15 protein-coding genes are annotated in these 19439 nt (G+C 65.9%); 3 read left to right on the top strand and 12 right to left on the bottom strand.

The window, feature by feature from the left end; all coding sequences use genetic code 11:
* Positions 1-36 precede the first annotated feature (36 nt).
* From CAG11_RS02495 to CAG11_RS02480, 4 genes are all read right to left on the bottom strand, one after another.
* Positions 37-1260 carry an SGNH/GDSL hydrolase family protein gene (locus CAG11_RS02495; protein WP_085594421.1) on the bottom strand — a complete coding sequence of 408 codons (1224 nt, stop codon included), beginning with the start codon at positions 1258-1260 and terminating at the stop codon, positions 37-39.
* A 1-nt stretch (position 1261) separates the two neighbouring features.
* A complete protein-coding gene (locus CAG11_RS02490) occupies positions 1262-2395 on the bottom strand; it encodes an SGNH family hydrolase (protein ID WP_085594419.1) in 1134 nt (377 codons plus the stop codon).
* On the bottom strand, positions 2382-3812 hold the full coding sequence (locus CAG11_RS02485) for an MBOAT family protein (protein WP_256578735.1): 1431 nt from the start codon (positions 3810-3812) through the stop codon (positions 2382-2384). Before CAG11_RS02485 ends, CAG11_RS02490 begins: the two co-directional genes overlap by 14 nt.
* A gap of 180 nt (positions 3813-3992) precedes the next feature.
* Positions 3993-5048, bottom strand: a complete 1056-nt coding sequence (locus CAG11_RS02480) for a hypothetical protein (RefSeq protein WP_022641661.1) — start codon at positions 5046-5048, stop codon at positions 3993-3995.
* Positions 5049-5288: 240 nt separating this feature from the next.
* Here CAG11_RS02480 and CAG11_RS02475 point away from each other — a divergent pair, with 240 nt between their 5' ends.
* Positions 5289-6680, top strand: coding sequence for an L-cystine transporter (locus CAG11_RS02475; protein ID WP_022641662.1), 1392 nt, complete (start codon positions 5289-5291; stop codon positions 6678-6680).
* 121 nt (positions 6681-6801) lie between these two features.
* Here CAG11_RS02475 and CAG11_RS02470 read toward each other — a convergent pair whose 3' ends face one another.
* The gene (locus CAG11_RS02470; protein ID WP_085594619.1) at positions 6802-7314 is read right to left on the bottom strand and encodes a dihydrofolate reductase; all 513 of its coding nucleotides are present in this window, start codon (positions 7312-7314) and stop codon (positions 6802-6804) included.
* Between the two features lie 120 nt (positions 7315-7434).
* Between CAG11_RS02470 and CAG11_RS02465 the strand changes: the two genes are divergently transcribed.
* Together CAG11_RS02465 and CAG11_RS02460 are read left to right on the top strand one after the other, a co-directional pair.
* Positions 7435-8814 (top strand): DUF2868 domain-containing protein, encoded by a 1380-nt coding sequence (locus tag CAG11_RS02465; protein ID WP_085594415.1) that lies wholly within the window; start codon positions 7435-7437, stop codon positions 8812-8814.
* Entirely contained in the window at positions 8807-10183 is a 1377-nt protein-coding gene (locus CAG11_RS02460) for a GTPase/DUF3482 domain-containing protein (RefSeq protein WP_085594413.1), read from the top strand. The genes CAG11_RS02465 and CAG11_RS02460 overlap by 8 nt, the downstream gene beginning before the upstream one ends.
* 101 nt (positions 10184-10284) lie before the next feature.
* Here CAG11_RS02460 and CAG11_RS02455 read toward each other — a convergent pair whose 3' ends face one another.
* The 7 genes from CAG11_RS02455 to CAG11_RS02425 all read right to left on the bottom strand — a co-directional run bounded on the left by CAG11_RS02455 (position 10285) and on the right by CAG11_RS02425 (position 19395).
* A complete protein-coding gene (locus tag CAG11_RS02455; RefSeq protein ID WP_085594411.1) occupies positions 10285-10842 on the bottom strand; it encodes a phosphonate degradation HD-domain oxygenase in 558 nt (185 codons plus the stop codon).
* A complete protein-coding gene (locus CAG11_RS02450) occupies positions 10842-11975 on the bottom strand; it encodes a TIGR03364 family FAD-dependent oxidoreductase (RefSeq protein WP_085594409.1) in 1134 nt (377 codons plus the stop codon). Before CAG11_RS02450 ends, CAG11_RS02455 begins: the two co-directional genes overlap by 1 nt.
* A 60-nt stretch (positions 11976-12035) precedes the next feature.
* Positions 12036-13061: a putative 2-aminoethylphosphonate ABC transporter substrate-binding protein gene (locus CAG11_RS02445; RefSeq protein ID WP_022641667.1), complete on the bottom strand. Its 1026-nt coding sequence runs from the start codon at positions 13059-13061 to the stop codon at positions 12036-12038.
* Positions 13062-13106: 45 nt separating this feature from the next.
* Complete coding sequence (locus tag CAG11_RS02440; RefSeq protein WP_085594407.1) at positions 13107-14831, bottom strand: putative 2-aminoethylphosphonate ABC transporter permease subunit; 1725 nt, start codon at positions 14829-14831, stop codon at positions 13107-13109.
* 1 nt (position 14832) lies between these two features.
* A complete protein-coding gene (locus CAG11_RS02435; protein WP_085594404.1) occupies positions 14833-15909 on the bottom strand; it encodes a putative 2-aminoethylphosphonate ABC transporter ATP-binding protein in 1077 nt (358 codons plus the stop codon).
* Positions 15910-16090: 181 nt separating this feature from the next.
* Positions 16091-16954 carry a LysR family transcriptional regulator gene (locus tag CAG11_RS02430; RefSeq protein WP_022641670.1) on the bottom strand — a complete coding sequence of 288 codons (864 nt, stop codon included), beginning with the start codon at positions 16952-16954 and terminating at the stop codon, positions 16091-16093.
* Positions 16955-17061: 107 nt separating this feature from the next.
* Complete coding sequence (locus CAG11_RS02425; RefSeq protein WP_085594402.1) at positions 17062-19395, bottom strand: heavy metal translocating P-type ATPase; 2334 nt, start codon at positions 19393-19395, stop codon at positions 17062-17064.
* Between the last annotated feature and the right edge of the window lie 44 nt (positions 19396-19439).

The raw sequence follows: 19439 nt of genomic DNA, 5'->3' as shown, positions 1-19439 counted from the left end.
GTGCGGGGCATTTTTTTGCCTTGCGCCAGTGCAGGCTCAGGGCATGCGTTCGCCCAACTGCCCACGCAGGAAGCGGTACAAGCCGTCGGCACTCTTGCGATAGCCATCGGCGGTCAGGTGGATCAGGTCGTTGCGCGCCAGGTCGCTGGCCTGCCACTGGCTGATGGAGCAATCGCCGCCCATGAACGCCTGCCAGTCCCAGAACAGCGTGCGGCTGGTCTTGGCCACGTCCTTCTGGATCTGGATGATCTGGCGCAGCGGCTGCGGCTGCGAGGCAGCGCAACTGCCGGCATTGCGCCGCTTGATCGAATCCGGCGGGCCCACCAGCAGGATCACCGTCTTGGGCAGGTTCTTGCGCAGCAGCGCGACCTTCTCCTGCAACTGGCTGCGATACAACTGCAGATCGATATCGTCGTCGAAAGCCTCGTTGGTGCCGTAGGCCAGCACCACCATGTCCGGACGCAAGGCCTTGAGGGCCTCCAGCCAGCCGGGCTGCCACTTGTCCAGCACATCCAGGCGCGCACCGTTGATGCCCAGGGCGGAATAGATCACCCCGGCGCTCTTCTGCCCGAGGATGTTCCAACCGCCCAGGGCCAGGCCCTGGCTGTTGGCCACGCTCAGGTCCAAAGGCAGGGTCAGGTTGTTGAACGGCGGGCTCAGGCGCCATTGCCCGCCAGTGGCGGCCAGCATGCGGCTGCCCTTGTTGAGGTTGTCCCGCGCGGTCAGGGTGCTGTTGCTGGACGCCTGGTACAAGGCCGAGATGCGGTATTGCTGGTTGCTCGGCTGGCGCTCGGCGATGTGCACCCGGGCTCCCGGGGTCTGCGGCAGCGACAGGTAGCCACCCAGGGGAAACTGCGTGCTCTGCTGGTTGCGCGCCGACACCAGCGACCACTGGCGCTTGGCGGCGCTGAGGATCACTCGCTCGTAGCGCGTGCCGGGCACCGGGGTCGCCGCCACGAAGCCGATGCCGCCATCACCGTACTGCGCCTGCAGCAGGCGGCGCAGTTCGCCGCTGAACAGGTCGGCCGCGGTATGCGAGTCGCCCAGTTGCACGATGTTGATCGGCGTACGGTTGGAAGTACTGAACTTGCGTGCCAGCAGCGCCAGGTTCGGATCGCTGCCGGGGGTGACCAACTTCTTCTGGCCCGCACCAGGCCTGGCCAGTGCCGAGGCAGGAGTGGCCTGGACCTCGGTGGTCGGGCTGCAACTGCTCAGCAAGGTGATGCCCAGCAACAGCGCAATACCTTGCAAACGCCCCATCTCAATGCTCCGTCAATTGTTGGCTGGGGAAGTTGATCATCGAGATCACGCGCTCGGCGATGAGCTTCTGCCCAGTAGTGGTGAAGTGGATACCGTCATCGACCCGGGTCTTGATCTTCTGCCCGTCGCCATTGATGCGGTAGTAGGAAAACTCGTCGTGGCGGTAGCCGAGAATCTCGTTGGCCGACACGAAGTGCTGGTGATACTGCTCGATCTGGCCCTTGTACAGCTCACTCAGGTAGGCCATGGCCGTAGACAGCTTGGCCTTCTCCATGTTCGGCGGCCCGACCCAGATCACTTGCACATTGTGCGCCTGGGCGGTGTCGAGGATCGAATCGATACGCCGGCGATACGCCTCCTCCCAGTCCGGGGTCTTGAAGCGCAGGAACGGCTTGCCCTTGACCTCGGGCATGTCCCAAGGGTCGTTGGGGCCGAGGAAGATCACCATCAGGCGGATGTTGGGGTTGCTGGCCAGGGTGCTTTCGACGGTCTTGGGCCAGTTGAAGAAGCTCGGGTAGGCAAGACCGGTACTCTGCTTGCTCAGGTTCAGGCTCTTGACGTTGTAGCGCTTGCGCAAGGTGTTGGCCATGTGTGGCGCCACGCCCTGCATCAACGAGTCACCAACGAAGAACACCTCGTCGCCAGTGCCCAGGCTGACCATCAGCGGCGCGATGCTTGCCTGCGCGACCTTGGGCGGCTGGCTGGCCACAGGCGCCACGGCCACCGCTGGCGGCGCAGCGACCGGCGCCTGATGCGCGACCGGATGGGCGTTGGCTGCCGGAGCCTGGTGCGCCGCTGCCGGCTGCTTGGCCTGCGGCGCTGGTGCGGCAGGTTCCGGCTCGGGCGCCGCCTGGACCTCGGCCACCAGGTTCAGCTCGGCCTGGCCGACGAAGCTGTCGACGAAGGCCACCCGGGCGTTTTCCAAGGCCTGGTTGAGCTGTGCGCCGAAACGCCACTGCGGGTTCTGCGCCAGGCCGGGGATCTCGCAGCTCTCGTGGTACTTCTGCTGGCAATACAGGCGGATCGACTGCTGGTTGAACCACACCAGCAACAGGCTGGTCACCAGCAACGCATAGAACACCTTGGCCGCGCTGCCCAGGCTGATCGACAAGGGTGAAGGCTTAGAAACTGGCATAGATGAACCCCGGCACGCCCGATGGAGAGGCAAAGATGACCACGCAGATGAACAGGCCCAGCGGCACTGGATACAGCAGCCACGGCAAGCCGGTGGCAGCCTCGAACAAGCGGCGCAGCAACGCCACGATCCGTGGGTAGAACGCCACGAACAACAGGCAGCCCAGCAGCGACAGGGCACTGCCGGCCAACCCGGCCAGGGACAGCCCGCCCAGGCCGCCGAGCATGTCCAGGGCATCGGACAGGGTCGCGCAGCGGAAGAAGATCCAGGCCAGCGCCACGTAGTGGAAGGTCAGCAAGCGCGCCGCCAGGTCGGAGCCGATCCAGCGCGGTCCGCGGGCCAGCAGCGGGCTGCACAGCTTGTACAGCGCCAGGCCGACGCCGTGCAGCGCGCCCCAGATGATGAAGTTGGCACTGGCGCCGTGCCACAGGCCGGAGATCAGCATCGCCAGCAGCATGTTCAGGTTGCCGCGCCAGACCGGCCCCCGGTTGCCTCCCAGGGGGATGTACACGTAGTCGCGGATGAAGGTCGACAGGCTGATGTGCCAACGGCCCCAGAACTCCTTGAGGTTGCGCGCCGCATAGGGGTAGTTGAAGTTCTCCGGCAGGCGGAAACCCAGCAGCAGGGCAATGCCGGTCACCAGGTCGGTGTAGCCGCTGAAGTTGAAATAGATCAGGAACGAATAACCGTAGACCGCCCGCAGGATCTGCTCGGCGGAGTAGGCCACCGGGCTGTCGAAGACCGGGTCGACCCACTCGTTGGCCAGCCACGAGCTGAGGAAGAACAGCTTGACCACCGCCACCGCGATCAGCCCCAGCGCCCGTTGCGGCTCCAGCACCTGGCGCAGTTGCGGCGGGTTGATCTGCCCGAGCATCGGCACCGCCCGGTTCACCGGTCCGGCGATCAGGCTGGGGAAGAACGCCAGGTACAGCGCCAGGTCGAACGGCGAGCCGGCCGTCAGCTCGCGCCGGTGGATCGACACCAGGTAGCTGACCGAATGGAACGCATAGAACGACAGCCCCACCGGCAGCAGCACTTCCAGCAGCGGCAGCGACACTTCCACGCCGAACTGGGCAAAGGCGTTCTGTACGCTGCTGGTGAAGAAGTCCTGGTACTTGAACAGGTAGAACGCCCCCAGCACCAGCAACAGCATCAGCCCGTTGACCCAGCCACGTCCGGGATACCGCTGGCTGAGCAGGCCCAGCAAGTACACCAGGGTGGTATAGCCCAGCAGGATATAGAGGAAGTTCAGGCTGAAGCTGGCCAGGATGGCGTAGCTGGCGGCCAGCAGCAGGACGTTCTGCAAGCGCAGGCTGAAGCCCAGGCCCCAATACAGGACGAAGAACAGGATGAAGCAGAAGCCGAATTCGATCGAGAGATAGCTCACAACGTAGTCCATTACGTGCAGACGGGGCATGGCCCGGCACAGGGAGAGCAGGCGGGAGGAGTGGAAACGGGCGCGATTATGGCAGAGGGGCTTTGACTGTCACAAGTTGAAACATTCCCCCGGCCAAGGCCCTCGGGGCCCTGGCCGGCGTCCTTGTCCCCAGTGGCACAAGCACCCCGGGCGGGCCCGTGCCACTGGGCGCAGGCTGGCTTACTGGATGTCTTCGGGCTTGACGATCACCCAGTTCTTGTCGGCGGTCACCGCCAGCCCTTCCTTGGCCTGGGCCGCGGCGTGCTTGGCGATCATGCCGTTGAGCTGGTTCATGTACTTGTCCTTGCGGTTGATCCACAGGTGGATGCCGCCCTTGGCCACGTCCACATCGTGGAACAGCATGTAGCCATCGCTGGTGGGAGTGTCGCCACCCACTAGCACCGGCTTCTTCCACTCATCGATATAGGTCAGGATCGCCGCGTGCTTGCCAGCCATCCAGGTGGCCGGAGTCCACAGGTAGGGCGTCAGCTCCAGGCCGAGGTTGGCCTGCTGGTCATACTTGCCTTCGGCGATCTGCTTGCGGGCGGTGGTCAGGGCCCCGGTCTTGCGGTCCTTGAGCAGGGTGGTGACGCCAATGACGTTCTGCGGCTTGACGTTGTAGCCGTACTTGGGGTCCGCGGCGACCATGCGCACCAGCTCCTCGGAGGCGGCGGTCATCACGTAGACCTCGATGCCGTTCTCCATCAGCTTGTTGTACAGCTCGGCCTGGCCGGTGAAGACCTTGGGCGGGTTGACCTCGATGGTCTTCACCGCATCGCCGTCGTAGTAGGTGCTCGATACCGGCTTGCCGGAAGCCATCAGCTCGTCCACATGGCCCTTGAGCTCCTTGAGGGTGAAGCCTGCGAACACCTGGGCGACCCAGGGGTAGCAGACCATGTCGTCGATCTCGCAGAGCCGGTAGTAGTAGCTGAACAGGCTCTCCTTGTGCTCGGCGGTGTCCTTGAACGGGATCAGCTTCAGCGATGGGTCGAGCTTGTCGCGGGTAATCAGGCCCTTGTTCTCCAGGTAGGGCAGCAGGGCTTCTTCCAGGTCGTAGCGGTAGCTGGTGTTGTCCATGTCGAACACCGCGTAGTTACCCTTGTTGGCGTTGGCCGCGATCATCGCCTCCAGCTGCTTGGCCTGTTCTTGCGGCCAGTGCTTCAACTCGGTGGCGAACACCTGGCCGGCGAGGCCCAGGCAAAGGGCGGCGGCGAGCAGTTTGGGTGCGAATTTCATCGGCGATTTCTCCCTGGGTGAAAGTCATCGACGCTAACAAATCCTTGTGACAGTTCTCGTCTGTACACGACTTTTCGCGTCCCATGAGCGCCAACCCCATGTGCTATAGCGCCACCGGCTTATTCCAAAAACGACGGTTGCCATGCGATATCGTTATTAATTCAATAGATTTCAAGCTGTTAGGCTTGCCGGTTCGCAATCGCCCCGAGCCGCGATTGGCACACGTTTACCGGAGCCCCAATGAATCTGCCGCTGATCCTCAACCTGCTGGTGTTCCTGGCCCTGCTGCTGGGCCTGGCACAAACCCGCCACACCACCTGGAGCCTGGCCAAGAAGGTCCTGCTGGCACTGGTGCTGGGCGTGGTGTTCGGTATCGCCCTGCACAGCATCTACGGTGCCGGCAACCCGGTCCTCAAGGCCTCCATCGGCTGGTTCGACCTGGTGGGCAACGGTTATGTGCAACTGCTGCAAATGATCGTGATCCCGCTGGTGTTCGCCTCGATCCTCAGCGCCGTGGCCCGCCTGCACAATGCCTCGTCCCTGGGCAAGATCAGCTTCCTGACCATCGGCACCTTGCTGTTCACCACGGCCATCGCGGCCCTGATCGGCATCGGCCTGACCAACCTGTTCGGCCTGAGCGCCGAAGGGCTGGTGGCCGGCACCCAGGAACTGGCTCGCCTGCAAGTGATCCAGAGCGACTACGCCGGCAAGGTCGCCGACCTCAACGTGCCGCAATTGCTGCTGTCGTTCATCCCGCAGAACCCCTTCGCCGACCTGGCCCGGGCCAAGCCGACCTCGATCATCAGCGTGGTGATCTTCGCCGCGTTCCTGGGCGTGGCGGCGCTGCAACTGTTCAAGGACGACGCCGATAAAGGCCAGAAGGTGCTCAATGCCATCGACACCCTGCAAGCCTGGGTGATGCGCCTGGTGCGCCTGGTGATGAAGCTCACGCCCTACGGCGTGCTGGCCTTGATGACCAAGGTGGTGGCGGGCTCCAACCTGCAGGACATCATCAAGCTGGGCAGCTTCGTGGTGGTGTCGTATATCGGCCTGGGCCTGATGTTCGTGGTCCACGGCCTGCTGGTCGCCCTGGCCGGGATCAACCCGCTGCGCTTCTTCCGCAAGGTCTGGCCGGTGCTGACCTTCGCCTTCACCAGCCGCTCCAGCGCCGCGAGCATTCCCCTGAGCATCGAGGCGCAGACCCGGCGCCTGGGCATCCCGCAGTCCATCGCCAGCTTCGCCGCCTCGTTCGGCGCCACCATCGGCCAGAACGGCTGCGCCGGCCTGTACCCGGCCATGCTGGCGGTGATGGTCGCCCCGACCGTAGGCATCAACCCGCTGGACCCGCTGTGGATCGCCACCCTGGTGGCCATCGTGACCTTGAGTTCGGCCGGTGTGGCCGGAGTCGGCGGCGGCGCTACCTTCGCCGCGCTGATCGTGCTGCCGGCCATGGGCCTGCCGGTGTCCCTGGTGGCCCTGCTGATCTCGGTGGAGCCACTGATCGACATGGGACGCACCGCGCTGAACGTCAGCGGTTCGATGACCGCCGGCGCCATCACCAGCCAGGCGATGGGACAGACCGACAAGGCCCTGCTGGACGCCGACGAGCACGAAGACCTGGCCCACGCCTGAGCCAGGGTTCAGGGTAGCCGCTGCCGCAGGCTGCGCATGGCCCGCAGGGCCACGGGGCATCGGAACGCTGAAGGTCCTGCGGACCTTTACGCAGCCTCGCAGGCTCGGCAGCGGCTACAACTCAGGCTCGTTCCCAGACTTCGAAGCTGTAGGCCGGCTTGTCGCCTTGCGCCGGGTTGGGCTGATCGGACACCAGCTTCCAGCGCTGCTCATCGAACTCTGGGAACCACGCATCCCCTTCCGGGTTCAAGGCCACCCGCGTCAGGTACAGGCGATCCGCCTGTTCCAGGCCCTGGGTATAGAGCTGCGCGCCACCAATCAGCATCAACTCGCTCGCACCCTGTTCCAGGGCCCATTGCTCGGCGCGCGCCACCGCGGCTTCCAGCGACGGGTACACCTCGGCACCTTCGAGCGCCAGATCGGTCTGACGACTGACCACGATGTTCAACCGCCCGGGCAACGGCCGGCCAAGGGAGTCCCAGGTCTTGCGCCCCATGATGATCGGCTTGCCCAGGGTCGTGGCCTTGAAGTACTTGAAATCCCCCGGCAGGTGCCAGGGCATGCTGTTGTCGATGCCGATCACGCGGTTTTCAGCGAGTGCCGCGATCAGGCTCAGGGGGAGTGATTTTTTCATGCCGGCGAGCATACCAGAGGGCCGGGGATCTGTTGCCGCCCCACGGCGAATCCCGGCTATCTAACCCGACCAACGCTGCAGCAGTTATGCTCAGCGCACTCTTGAGCGATGGAATGACGCGTGACTGCAATGACTCCCCTGCAACGACTGTGGCTGACCGAAACCGTGCGCCTGCGCGAGGAACACGCCGGCCCCCTGGATGACCAGGAAGCCAACCGCGTGGCCCGGCAACAGGGTGGCGACCTGGCCAGCCGGATCCAGGCCCGGGCCCTGTGGCTGGCCCGGCGCGACGGCTTGGACAGCGCGCTGCTGCACTGGTGGCAAGGGGCACGCCTGGCCTTCCTGGTCCTGGCGGTGCTGGCGGTCCTCAGCGGGGCCGGCCTGGCTTTCAGCGCCCTGGGCGACACCCGCGAGCCGGTGAATGTGTTCTGGGCCCTGGGCAGCCTGCTGGGGATCAACCTGCTCCTGCTGCTGGGCTGGCTGGCCGGGCTGCTGCTGTTCGGCGGCCATGACTCCGGGCTGGGCCGCCTGTGGCTGTGGCTCAGTGAAAAGTGCTCGCGCGATGCCAAGGCCGCCCAGTTGCCGCCGGCGCTGCTGCTCTTGCTGCAACGCCACAAGCTCAACCGCTGGGCCCTGGGCACCCTGGTCCACGGCCTGTGGCTGCTGGCCCTGCTCAGCGCCATGAGCATGCTGCTGGCGCAACTGATCACCCATCGCTACGACTTCGTCTGGGAGAGCACCCTGCTGGGGTCCGACGCCTTCGTCTCGATCACCAACTTCCTGAGTGCCGGCCCGCGGGCCCTGGGCTTCGGCGTACCGACCGTGGAAATGATCCAGGCCAGTACCCGGGACGTCTACAACACCGAGCTGGTGCGCCAGTCCTGGGCGGTGTGGCTGGTGGCGTCGCTGGTGATCTACGGCGTGCTGCCGCGCCTGGTGCTGATGCTGCTTTGCCGCTGGCGCTGGGTCCACGGCCGGGCCCGCCTGCAACTGGACTTCAAGCTGCCCGGCTACGCCCAGCTGCGCGAGCGCCTGATGCCCAGCAGCGAACGCCTGGGGGTCAACGACCTGGCGCCAGAACACCTGCATCGGATCGCCGGCGGCAGCAGCAGCCTGGACAGCAGCGGCGCCTTGCTGGTGGCCATCGAATTGGACGACCAACGCACCTGGCCGCCGCAGTTGCCCGAATCGATCAAGGACGCCGGGATCCTCGACAACCGCGAATCGCGCCACCGCCTGCTGGAGCAGATGAGCCGCTTCCCCCCGGCCCGCCTGCTGATCGCCTGCGACCCTCGGCGCTCGCCCGACCGCGGTAGCCTGGGGTTGATCGCCGAACTGGCCCGCAATGCCGGCGCCACCCGCATCTGGTTGCTGCAGGCCCCCGCCGGCCAGGCCCTGGACGCCGAGCGCCTGGGCGACTGGCATGCTGCCCTGGAGCGACTGCAACTGCCGTTCGCCGACTGCGCGCCCTTCAACTGGCTGGAGACCGGCCATGACTGATACCCGCACCCGGCCGCTGACGCTGGCGGTGGTCGGCCACACCAACGTCGGCAAGACCTCGCTGCTGCGCACCCTGACCCGGGATGTGGAGTTTGGCGAGGTATCCCATCGCCCCAGCACCACCCGCCACGTGGAAGGCGCGCGGCTGTCGGTGGATGGCCAGCCGCTGCTGGAACTCTATGACACCCCGGGCCTGGAAGACGCCATCGCCCTGCTGGACTACCTGGAACGCCTGGAGCGTCCCGGCGAGCGCCTGGATGGCCCGGCGCGCCTGGCCCGCTTTCTCGATGGCAGCGAGGCGCGCCAGCGCTTCGAGCAGGAAGCCAAGGTCCTGCGCCAGCTGCTGGCCTCGGATGCCGGGCTCTATGTGATCGATGCCCGGGAACCGGTCCTGGCCAAGTATCGCGACGAACTGGAAGTGCTGGCCGGCTGCGGCAAACCGCTGTTGCCGGTGCTGAACTTCGTCAGCAGCGCCACCCAGCGCGAAGCTGACTGGCGCGAAGCCCTGGCCCGCCTGGGGCTGCACGCCCTGGTGCGGTTCGACAGCGTGGCCCCGCCGGAAGACGGCGAACGGCGCTTGTACGAAAGCCTCGGGCTGCTGCTCGAACAGGCCCGCCCGGCGCTGCAGCGCTTGACCGACGACCAGCAAGCCCAGCGCCTGGCACGCCGCCACAGCGCGGCCCGACTGATCGCCGAGTTGCTGGTGGATTGCGCGGCTTGCCGGCGCGGCGTGGCCAGCGACGCCGAGCAGGAGCGCCAGGCCATCGCCAGCCTGCGCCAGGACGTACGCCAGCGCGAGCAACGCTGCGTCGAGGCCTTGCTCAAGCTGTACGCCTTCCGGCCCCAGGATGCCTGCGCCAGCGACCTGCCATTGCTGGACGGGCGCTGGGGCGATGATCTGTTCAACCCTGAAACCCTCAAGCAGCTGGGTGTCCGGGTCGGGGGCGGGATCGCCGCTGGCGCGGCGGCCGGGGCCGGGGTGGACCTGCTGGTGGGTGGCCTGACCCTGGGCGCGGCGGCCATCGCCGGGGCCATCGCCGGTGGCGCCCTGCAGACCGCCCGCAGCTATGGCAACCGCCTGTTGGGCAAGCTCAAGGGCCAGCGTGAGCTGACCGTGGACGATAGCGTGCTGCGCCTGCTGGCCCTGCGTCAGAAGCAGCTGGTGCAGGCCCTGGACCTGCGCGGGCACGCAGCGCTGGAGAGCATCCAGCTGGCCACCCCCGAGGATAAAAGCTGGCGCGAGGGCAAGCTGCCGCAAGCCCTGGACAAAGCCCGGGCCCACCCGCAGTGGTCGTCCCTCAACCCCGGCAAACGCCAGGAGCAGGCCGAACGCCAGGAGCAGATCGAAATCCTGGCCCAGGACCTGTAATCCTGCGTGTAACCGCTGCCGCAGGTTGCGCATGGCCCGCTGGGCCCCGGTAGCCGCAGGATCGCTGCAGGCCTGCGGCCTTGTCGCAGGCTCGACAGCGGCTACAGGGGTTGCAGCAGGGCCGCGGCCTTGTCCTTGAGGATCTGCAGGTCCATCACCGGCACCCACTCCTGCTTGGCCTGCTCGTCCCACTGGCGCAGGCGCAGGCTCAGCGCACACAGCGGGTCCTGCTCGAATGCCGCGGCTTCCTCGGCCGTCATCACCCCGCCCTGGTACTCCAGGGTGCGGCGACTGGCCTCGCTCAGGCGCTGGAAATACCCCGGCTCCTTGAAGGTCAGGTAGCGCTTGGCCTGCACGTGGTACTCCACCAGCTTCGCCATACGCTCGCTGAAACCGGCCCGGCGCAGGTAGTCGGCCCCCAGCCGCTCATGGCTGACCACGCCAAAACCACCCATGTTCTCGGCATCCTGCTGGCAGATATGCCCGATATCGTGGAAGAACGCCGCCAGAACCACTCCATCGTCATGCCCTTCGGCCAGGGCCAGCTGCGCGGCCTGGGACATATGCTCGATCTGCGAGATCGGCTCGCCGATGTAATCATGGTCGCCAAAACGCTCGTACAGGCCGAAAACCTCGGCGATCGCCCGCTCGCGGTCCATCAGGCTTCCTCCAGCAACTGGGCGATGTTGCGCTCGGCCAGCGCCGGGCCGACGCTCATGCCGACGCCAGTGTGCATCAACGCCGCATGCACCCCGGGCATCGCTTGCAGGAACGAAAACGGCCCCGGTCCACGGGCGCCATAGACACCCTGCCAACGCTCCACCACCTGGACCTTGCAGCCCAGGGTCTGCTCGGCCAGCTCCAGCAGCCAGCTGTCCACCTGTTCGCTGTTGAAAGGCGACGGATCGCTGCCGTAGTCATGGGAATCGCCGATGATCAGCTCGCCATAAGGCGTCGGGCTGATCAGCAGGTGGATACCGTGCTCATGCAGATGCGCAGCCTCGCGCAGGATCTGCGCCTGTACCGCCTCCGCCTCGGGCAGGTCGGCGAAGGCGCCGTAGTGCACGCAACTCAGGCCGGTGAGCAGGGCATGCTGCAGGTTCAGGTTGAGCTGGGGCCGGGCGCGCAACATTTGCAGGCGGCAGATCTGCGGCTGCAGGGCGGCGATCTGCTCGGCCAGCAGGGTCTGGTAGTCGTGCCCCGAGCACAGCAGGATGCGCGGTGCCTGGAAGGTCCCGGCGGTGCTGCGCAGCAGGCCTGGCTCGATATCGCGCACCAGGGTCGAAAAGTGGAACTGCACGCCCAGGTCCCGGCGCAAGTAGTCGATCAACAGGGGCAGCGCTTCGCGCGAATACAGCTGCTGGTCGTCCAGGCCATGCAGGGCCGCGCGGTGATGACGGAACTGGCCGCCGTACAGATCGTTGAGCGCCGCCCCCTGCAACAGCTCGACCCGATAGCCATGCTCCCGCGCACGCCCGGCGCAGAAGGCCTCCAGCAGTTGCTCCTCGGCCTCCGTGCGGGCGAACAGGTAAGAACCATTGCGCTTGAGCTGCAGCCCGGCCAGTTGCTGCCAGTCGGCCCAGATCTCCCGGCTGGCCCTGGCCAGCTCGAGCATGGTGCCCGGCGGCTGGCCGGTCACCAGGGCCTGGCCGAAGTTGCGCACCGACGCCCCCTGGGGCGTCGCGCTGCGCTCGAATACTCGCACCCGCAAACCGCGCTTGGCCGCCGCATAGGCGTGGGACAGGCCCAGGATGCCGGCGCCGACGATCAGCAGATCGCTGTGGTTGGTCATGTTCATGTCTCGTTGGTTATGGCGAGGGAGCAGGCCCCCCGCCATGGCAAGTACCTGGCGTTATTGCGCGGCGACCTTCTCCGACTTGCCGTCGTAGCGCTTGCGCCACTCGGCGAGGATCTCGTCGCGGTTCTTCGAAGCCCAGGCGAAGTCGTTCTTGATCAGGCGTTGCTCGTAGTCCGCCGGCAGTTCGGTCTGTGGCTTGGCGATCCCCGGCTGGGCCAGCACGGCGAAGTTTTCCTTGTACAGCTCCATGGCTGCCGGGCTGGCGGAGAAGTCGGCGAGCTTCTTGGCCGCGTCCTCGTGGGCGGTGCCCTTGATCACCGCCGTCGCCTCGATTTCCCAGCCCAGGCCTTCCTTGGGCAGTACGATGTCCAGCGGCGCGCCCTTGCGCTTGAGCTGCACGGCCGGGTATTCGAAGGAAATGCCGATGGGGAACTCGCCGGCGGCGGCCAGCTTGCACGGCTTGGAGCCGGAATGGACGTACTGGCCGATGTTCTGGTGCAAGTCGTCCATGTACTTCCAGCCCTGCTTCTCGCCGAAGGTCTGCAGCCAGGCGCTGACATCGAGGAAACCGGTGCCCGAGGAGGCCGGGTTAGGCATGACGATCTTGCCCTTGTACTCGGGCTTGGTCAGGTCTTGCCAGCTCACCGGCTTGCTCAGCCCCTGCTTCTGGGCTTCCACGGTGTTGAAGCAGATGGTGGCGGCCCACACGTCCATGCCGACCCAGGCCGGCGGGTTGGCGGCGTCGCGGTAGTTGCCGCCGATCTTGCCCAGGTCCTTGGGCGCATAGTTCTGCAGCATGCCTTGCTGGTCGAGGATCGCCAGGCTGGAAGCCGCCAGGCCCCAGACCGCATCGGCCTGCGGGCGATCCTTCTCGGCCAGCAGCTTGGCGGTGATGATCCCGGTGGAATCACGTACCCACTTGATCTCGATATCCGGGTTGGCCTGCTCGAAGGCCTGCTTGTAGGACTTCAGTTGCTCGGCTTCGAGGGCGGTGTAGACCGTCAGCTCGGTCTTCGCAGCAAAGGCGTTCAGGCTGACAGCGCAGAGGACAGAAGCGGCAAGAGCCAGAGGCTTGAACATGGTGCGGTTCCTTGGTGAGTACGGATCGTGGGTGGTTGGGTGAATTCAGTGGCCGGGCGCGGTCTGGCGCCAGGCCTGGGAGCGACGCAGCAGGCCGCGCGAAGCAGCGGCCAGGAGCAGCGACACGCCGATCGAGGTGAACAGGATCAGGGTCGACATCGCCGCGGCGCCGCCGACGTTGCCGGCGTCGTCCATGTTCAGCACGGCCACGGCGGCCAGGATGGTGTCGGGGCTGTAGAGGAAGATCGCCGCCGAAACCGTGGTCATGGCCGAAACGAACAGGTAGCGCACGATGTCCAGCAGCGCCGGCAGGCAGATCGGCACCGTGACCCGCAGGTAATGGCGGTACAGCGGTGCCTTGAGCGACAGTGCCGCCGCTTCGAACTCCGCGTCCAGCTGGCGCAGGGCGGTGGTGGCGGTCATCTGCGCGGTGGTCAGGTAGTGGGCGATGGTGCACACCACCAGCAGCGCCATGCTGCCGTAGAACACATGCAGCGGGTTGCCGTTGAGATTGAAGAAGAAGACATAGCCCAGGCCCAGCACCAGCCCGGGCACTGCCATGGGCACGAAGCTGAGCATGCGCAGGGCCAGGTTCAAGCCGCGCTGGCCGCTGGTCTTCTCCATCAGGTAGGCGCCGGTGAAGATCACCACGCTGCCGATCAGCGCCGTGCACAGGGCCATGGTCAGGCTGTTGCGATAGGCCAGCCAGCCACCGCCGGCGGTTTCGTCGAACTGGTAGTGGTTCAGCGACAGGGACAGGTTGTAGGGCCAGAACTTCACCAGCGATGAGTACACCGCCATGCCGAACACCAGCAGCAGCGCCGCGCAGATCAGCAGCACGATGGCCAGGTAGCAGCCATCACGCAGCCGCGAGGGCGCCGGCTTGAACACCTGGGCCCGGCCGCTCATGGAATCGCCATGGCGCCGGCGCAACCAGGCATCGACGCCGAAGCTCAACAGGGCCGGTACCAGCAGCACCATGCCGATCAGCGCACCACGGCCGAACTGTTGCTGCCCCACCACGGCCTTGTAGGCCTCCAGGGCCAGCACCTGGTAGTCGCCGCCCACTACTACCGGCACCCCGAAATCAGTGATGGTCAGGGTGAACACCAGGCAGAACGCGGCGAATACCGCTTGCCGGGTGGCCGGCCAGGTGATGCTGCGAAACGCCTTGGCCGGGCTCGCGCCCATGCTCGAGGCGGCATCGAACAGCCGCGCATCGGCCAGGGACAGCGCCGACAGCAGGATCATCAGGGCATGGGGAAAGGTGTAGATCACCTCGCCCAGGACGATGCCCCAGAAGCCATAGATGTTGTCGGCGAACAGCCCGCGCAGCAGGCCCTGGTTGCCGAACAGGTAGACCAGGGCGATGCCCGGCAGCATCGACGGCGCCATCAAGGGCAGCAGCGACAGGCCGCGCCAGATGCCCTTGCCGGGGATCAAGGTACGTTGCAGGGCGTAGGCGAACAGGTAGGCCAGGGGCACGACGATGGCGGCCACGCTCAGGGAGACTTTCAGGCTGTTGCCCAGCAGCCAGTGGAAGTTGGTGCTGGTCACCAGTTCGCGGGCGGCCAGCCAGCCACCGCCCTGCCCGGCCTCGGCACTGAAACCGCGCCAGAAGATCGCCAGCAGCGGCAGCAGCACCGCTACCCCCAGCAACACCAGCAGCAAAACCTTGCCGCCGATGACGAACACTCGATCGCCGATCTCGGCATGGGAAACCTGGCGCGCCCGTTTGGCGGGTAACGGCAGGGACATTTCGACGGCCATCTCAGGCAAACACCTGCAGGCTGCGCGGTGGCAGGGCCACCCAGATGTCCTGGGCTCCCAGGCGCGGCATGGCCTCCGGTGCCAGCTCCGCCAGCAGCGGATGCCCCGGCAACTGGTTGAGTTCGAAACTCATGCGGCAGCGGTTGCCCAGGAAGGTGATCTCGCGGACCTTGGCCGGGAACAGGTTTTCCTCATGCACCGGCGGGTTCACGCTGATGGCCTCTGGACGGCAGAACAGGCGCCCCGAGGCGGCCTTGGCCGAGTCGTCGGCCAGGCGCAGGTTCATCCCGCCCACCTGGGCATGGCTGTCGCTGCTGCGGTTGAAGGGCAGCCAGTTGCCCTGGCCGACGAACTCGGCGACGAACGGCGTGGCCGGACGGTCGTAGATTTCCTGGGGCGTGGCGTACTGCTCGACCTTGCCGTTGTTCATCACGGCGATGCGGTCGGCCATCAACATGGCCTCGTCCTGGTTGTGGGTCACCATCAGGGTGGTGATGCCCAAGCGCCGCTGCAGCTGGCGCAGTTCGGTGCACAGGTGCTCGCGCACGCGAGCGTCGAGGGCCGACATCGGCTCGTCCAGCAACAACAGCGACGGCGAAGGGGCCAGGGCCCGAGCCAGGGCCACGCGCTGCTGCTGGCCGCCGGACAACTGGCCGGGGTATTTCTTCTCGCTGCCGGCAAGGCCCACCAGTTCGAGCATCTGCGCCACGCGCTTGCGGGCTTCGTCACGGCCACTGCCGGCCAGGCCATAGGCGATGTTGGCCTCCACCGTGAGGTTGGGGAACAGCGCATAGGACTGGAACAGGATGCCGTAGTCCCGGGCCTGCGGCGCCAGGTTCGAGACGTCACGCTGGCCCAGGTACAACTCGCCCGCATCCTGGCGCTCCAGGCCGGCGATGCAACGCAACAAGGTGGTCTTGCCGCAGCCCGACGGCCCCAGCAGGCACACCAGCTCGCCGGCAGCCACGTCCAGGGACACGTTATCCAGGGCAGTGAAGGCACCGAAGCGCTTCTGGATGCCACGCACCTTCATCGGCGCGCCAGGGTTGCTCAGGGCGGTTGCGGGGGAGTTGTTCATGGACGGACCTCATCTGGCAGATGCAGGCCATCCTAGGGAACGAATGCGTAGGTCTTATGGCAATCAGGTAAAAGTTGCCGATAGAGGTATTGGCAGATTTGGGTTGCTCCATGGGCAGGGAGCAAGAGTGGGCCAATCCCACATCGGGCAAGAACCTGGCTCCCACGCCAGGATGGTGATTTCAACAGCCGGCCATTTCCTGGGCCAGGCCGAGGAAGGCTGCCGGCAGGCGGGCATTCTTGCGCTCCTTGAGGCAGTACAGGTATTCGGCGATCTGCGGCGCATGCTCGATGGTCAGCACCTTGAGCTGCGGGTCGTGGGGCACTTCCTGGCGGGCGATGATGCTGATGCCGATATTGCGCAGCACCGCCTCGCGGATCGATTCACGGCTGCCGATCTCCAGCAGCGGGCCAAACCCGACGTTGGCGCTCTTGAGCAGCTCTTCAGTGAGGCTGCGGGTGGTGGAACCCGGCTCGCGCATCAGCAGGGTATGGCCGGCCAGGGCGCTGAGCGGCACATGCTCCAGGGCCGCCAACGGATGGTTGCGATGCACCGCCAGCACCAGCGGATCGCTGCCCAGCACCCGGCGCACCAGCCGCGAGTCCTCCAGCAATTGCGAGGATGCAGCCACGTCGACGCGGTATTCCTCCAGGGCCTCCAGCACCTGCTGGGAGTTGCCGATTTCCACCGCCACCTCCACTTGGGGCAGGTGCTGGCGGAAGGTCTTCACCAGGTCGAGGATGTAGTACGGCGCCGTGGCGGCAATGCGCAACGTGCCCTGGACCTGCCCGCTGTTACGCAGGAAGAACTCGATATCGGCCTCCTTCTGCAACAGCTCCTTGACCATCGGCAACAGGCGCGCGCCCTCGTCGCTCAGGCTCAGGCGCCGGCCACCACGGTAGAACAGCTCCACCGAGTACTGGCTTTCCAGGTTGCGGATCTGAGTGGTCACCGTAGGCTGGCTGAGGCCCAGCTTCTTCGCCGCCTGGGTGATGCTGCCCAGGCGGGCGACCATGTAGAAGGCCTTCAGCTCGGCACTCAGCATGACGGCTTACCGCAGCTGCAAGCTTTCAGCGGCAAGCCGCAAGCTGAAGCCGGTGCGCGTGAGTTCATCACTCTGATTCCCCCTCAGTTGCTTGCAGCTACGGCGTCCTATTTGCGCAGCAGGCGCAGGCCGTTGAACACCACCAACAGGCTGACTCCCATGTCGGCGAACACGGCCATCCACATGGTGGCCAATCCGGCAAAGGTTACCCCAAGAAAGATCGCCTTGATGACCAGGGCCAGGGCGATATTTTGCTTGAGCACTGCCGAGGTCTGGCGCGACAGGCGGATGAAAGCCGGGATCTTGCGCAGATCGTCGTCCATCAGCGCAACATCCGCAGTCTCGATGGCGGTATCGGTGCCGGCGGCCGCCATGGCGAAGCCGATCTCCGCCCGGGCCAGGGCCGGGGCATCGTTGATGCCGTCGCCCACCATCCCCACCCGGTGCCCCTGGGCATACAGGTCCTCGATGGCTTGCAGCTTGTCGGTGGGCAACAGGTCGCCCCGGGCCTGGTCGATACCCACCTGGGCGGCGATGGCCTTGGCGGTGTGGGGGTTGTCGCCGGTGAGCATCAGGGTCTTGATGCCCAGCTCGTGCAACTGCTGGATCGCCTCGCGACTGGACTCCTTGACCGTATCGGCCACCGCGAACAGCGCCAGCGGGCCCTTGCTGTCCAGCAGCAGGACCACGGTCTTGCCTTGCTTCTCCAGGGCGAAGAGCTTTTCTTCCAAGGCTGGCGAGCACAGGCCCAGCTCCTCCACCAGGCGGTGGTTGCCCAAGTGGTACAACTGGCCGTCGATTTCACCGCGCACGCCACGGCCGGCCAGGGCCGCGAAGTTATCCACAGGGTGCATGGCCAGCTGTTTATCCACAGCCGCCTGGGCGATGGCCAGGGACACCGGGTGATCGGAACGGCCAGCCAGGCTGGCGGCCAGGGCCGGGGCGCTGTCGTTGGCCAGCGGGTCCAGGGGCAGGAAGTCGGTCTGCACCGGTTTGCCGTGGGTGATGGTGCCGGTCTTGTCCAAGGCCAGGTAATCCAGCTTGTAGCCACCTTCCAGATAGACCCCGCCCTTGACCAGGATGCCCTTGCGCGCTGCAGCAGCCAGGCCGCTGACGATGCTCACCGGGGTCGAGATCACCAGGGCGCATGGGCAGGCCACCACCAGCAGCACCAGGGCGCGGTAGATCCAGTCGAACCACTGGCCGCCCATGAGCAGCGGGGGAATCAGCGCCACCGCCAGGGCGAAAGCGAACACCGCCGGGGTATAGATCTTCGAGAAACTGTCGACGAAGCGCTGGGTCGGTGCCCGCGCACCCTGGGCCTGTTCCACGGCGTGGATGATCCGCGCCAGGGTCGAGTTGTTGGCCGCAGCGGTGACCCGGTATTCCAGGGCGCCGGCCTGGTTGATGGTGCCGGCGAACACCTTGTCGCCCACGGTCTTTTCCACAGGCAGGCTTTCACCGGTGATCGGTGCCTGGTCGATGGTGGAGCTGCCACTGGTCACCTCGCCGTCCAGGCCGATGCGCTCACCCGGGCGCACCCGTACCAGTGCCCCCAGTTCGACGCTTTTCGCCTCTTGTTCACGCCAGCTGCCATCGTTCTGCTGCACCGTGACCTGCTCCGGAGTCATCTGCATCAGGCCACTGATGGCATTGCGCGCGCGGTCCAGGGAGCGAGCCTCGATCAACTCGGCCACGGTGAACAGGAACATCACCATGGCCGCCTCTGGCCACTGGCCGATCAGCACCGCGCCGGTCACGGCGATGCTCATCAGCGCATTGATGTTGAGGTTGCGGTTCTTCAGGGCGATCCAGCCCTTCTTGTAGGTGCCCAGCCCGCCGCTGAGGATCGAGACCAGGGCCACCAGCGCCACCAGCCAATCCGGCCCGGCACTGGTGAAGTGAATGACTTCGGCAGCCAGCGCCCCGACGCCGGACAGCGCCAGGGGCCACCAGGGTTTCTTCACCGGCTGCGCACTGGCAGGCTGGCTATCGCTCCCTGCCTCCAGGGGTTCGGCATGCATGCCGAGGGACTTGATGGCCTCGACGATCGGCGCAGTGTTCGGCAGGTCGTGGGTCACGCCCAGTACCCGGTTGATCAGGTTGAACTCCAGGGCCTGGATCCCGGCCAGCTTGCCCAGCTTGTTCTGGATCAGGGTCTGTTCGGTGGGGCAATCCATGGCCTCGATGCGAAAGCTGCTCGAACGCGCACCGGCGCCCGACGCCTCGCCCAGGACCACCCGGGATGGCGCGGCCGCCGCAGAACCACAGCAGGAACCGCCATGACTGGCGTGATCGTGGGACTTGAGCGGTTGCAGCTTGCCCACAGCGGCATGGGCATGGCTGTGATCGTGATCGTGATCGTGATCGTGATCGTGATCGTGGCCAGCATGGGCTTGCTGGGCGTCGGGCTTGCGTGGGTTATGGAGAGAATCGCTCATCGGGTCGCTTCCATATGAAAAGGTGCTTGTTGCCAAGTGAACAC

The organism is Pseudomonas sp. B6(2017) (genome assembly GCF_002112765.1).
Taxonomy (GTDB): domain Bacteria; phylum Pseudomonadota; class Gammaproteobacteria; order Pseudomonadales; family Pseudomonadaceae; genus Aquipseudomonas; species Aquipseudomonas piscis.
The sequence above is the reverse complement of the archived record's forward strand: the minus strand, read 5'-3'. Positions and strand labels throughout refer to the sequence as shown.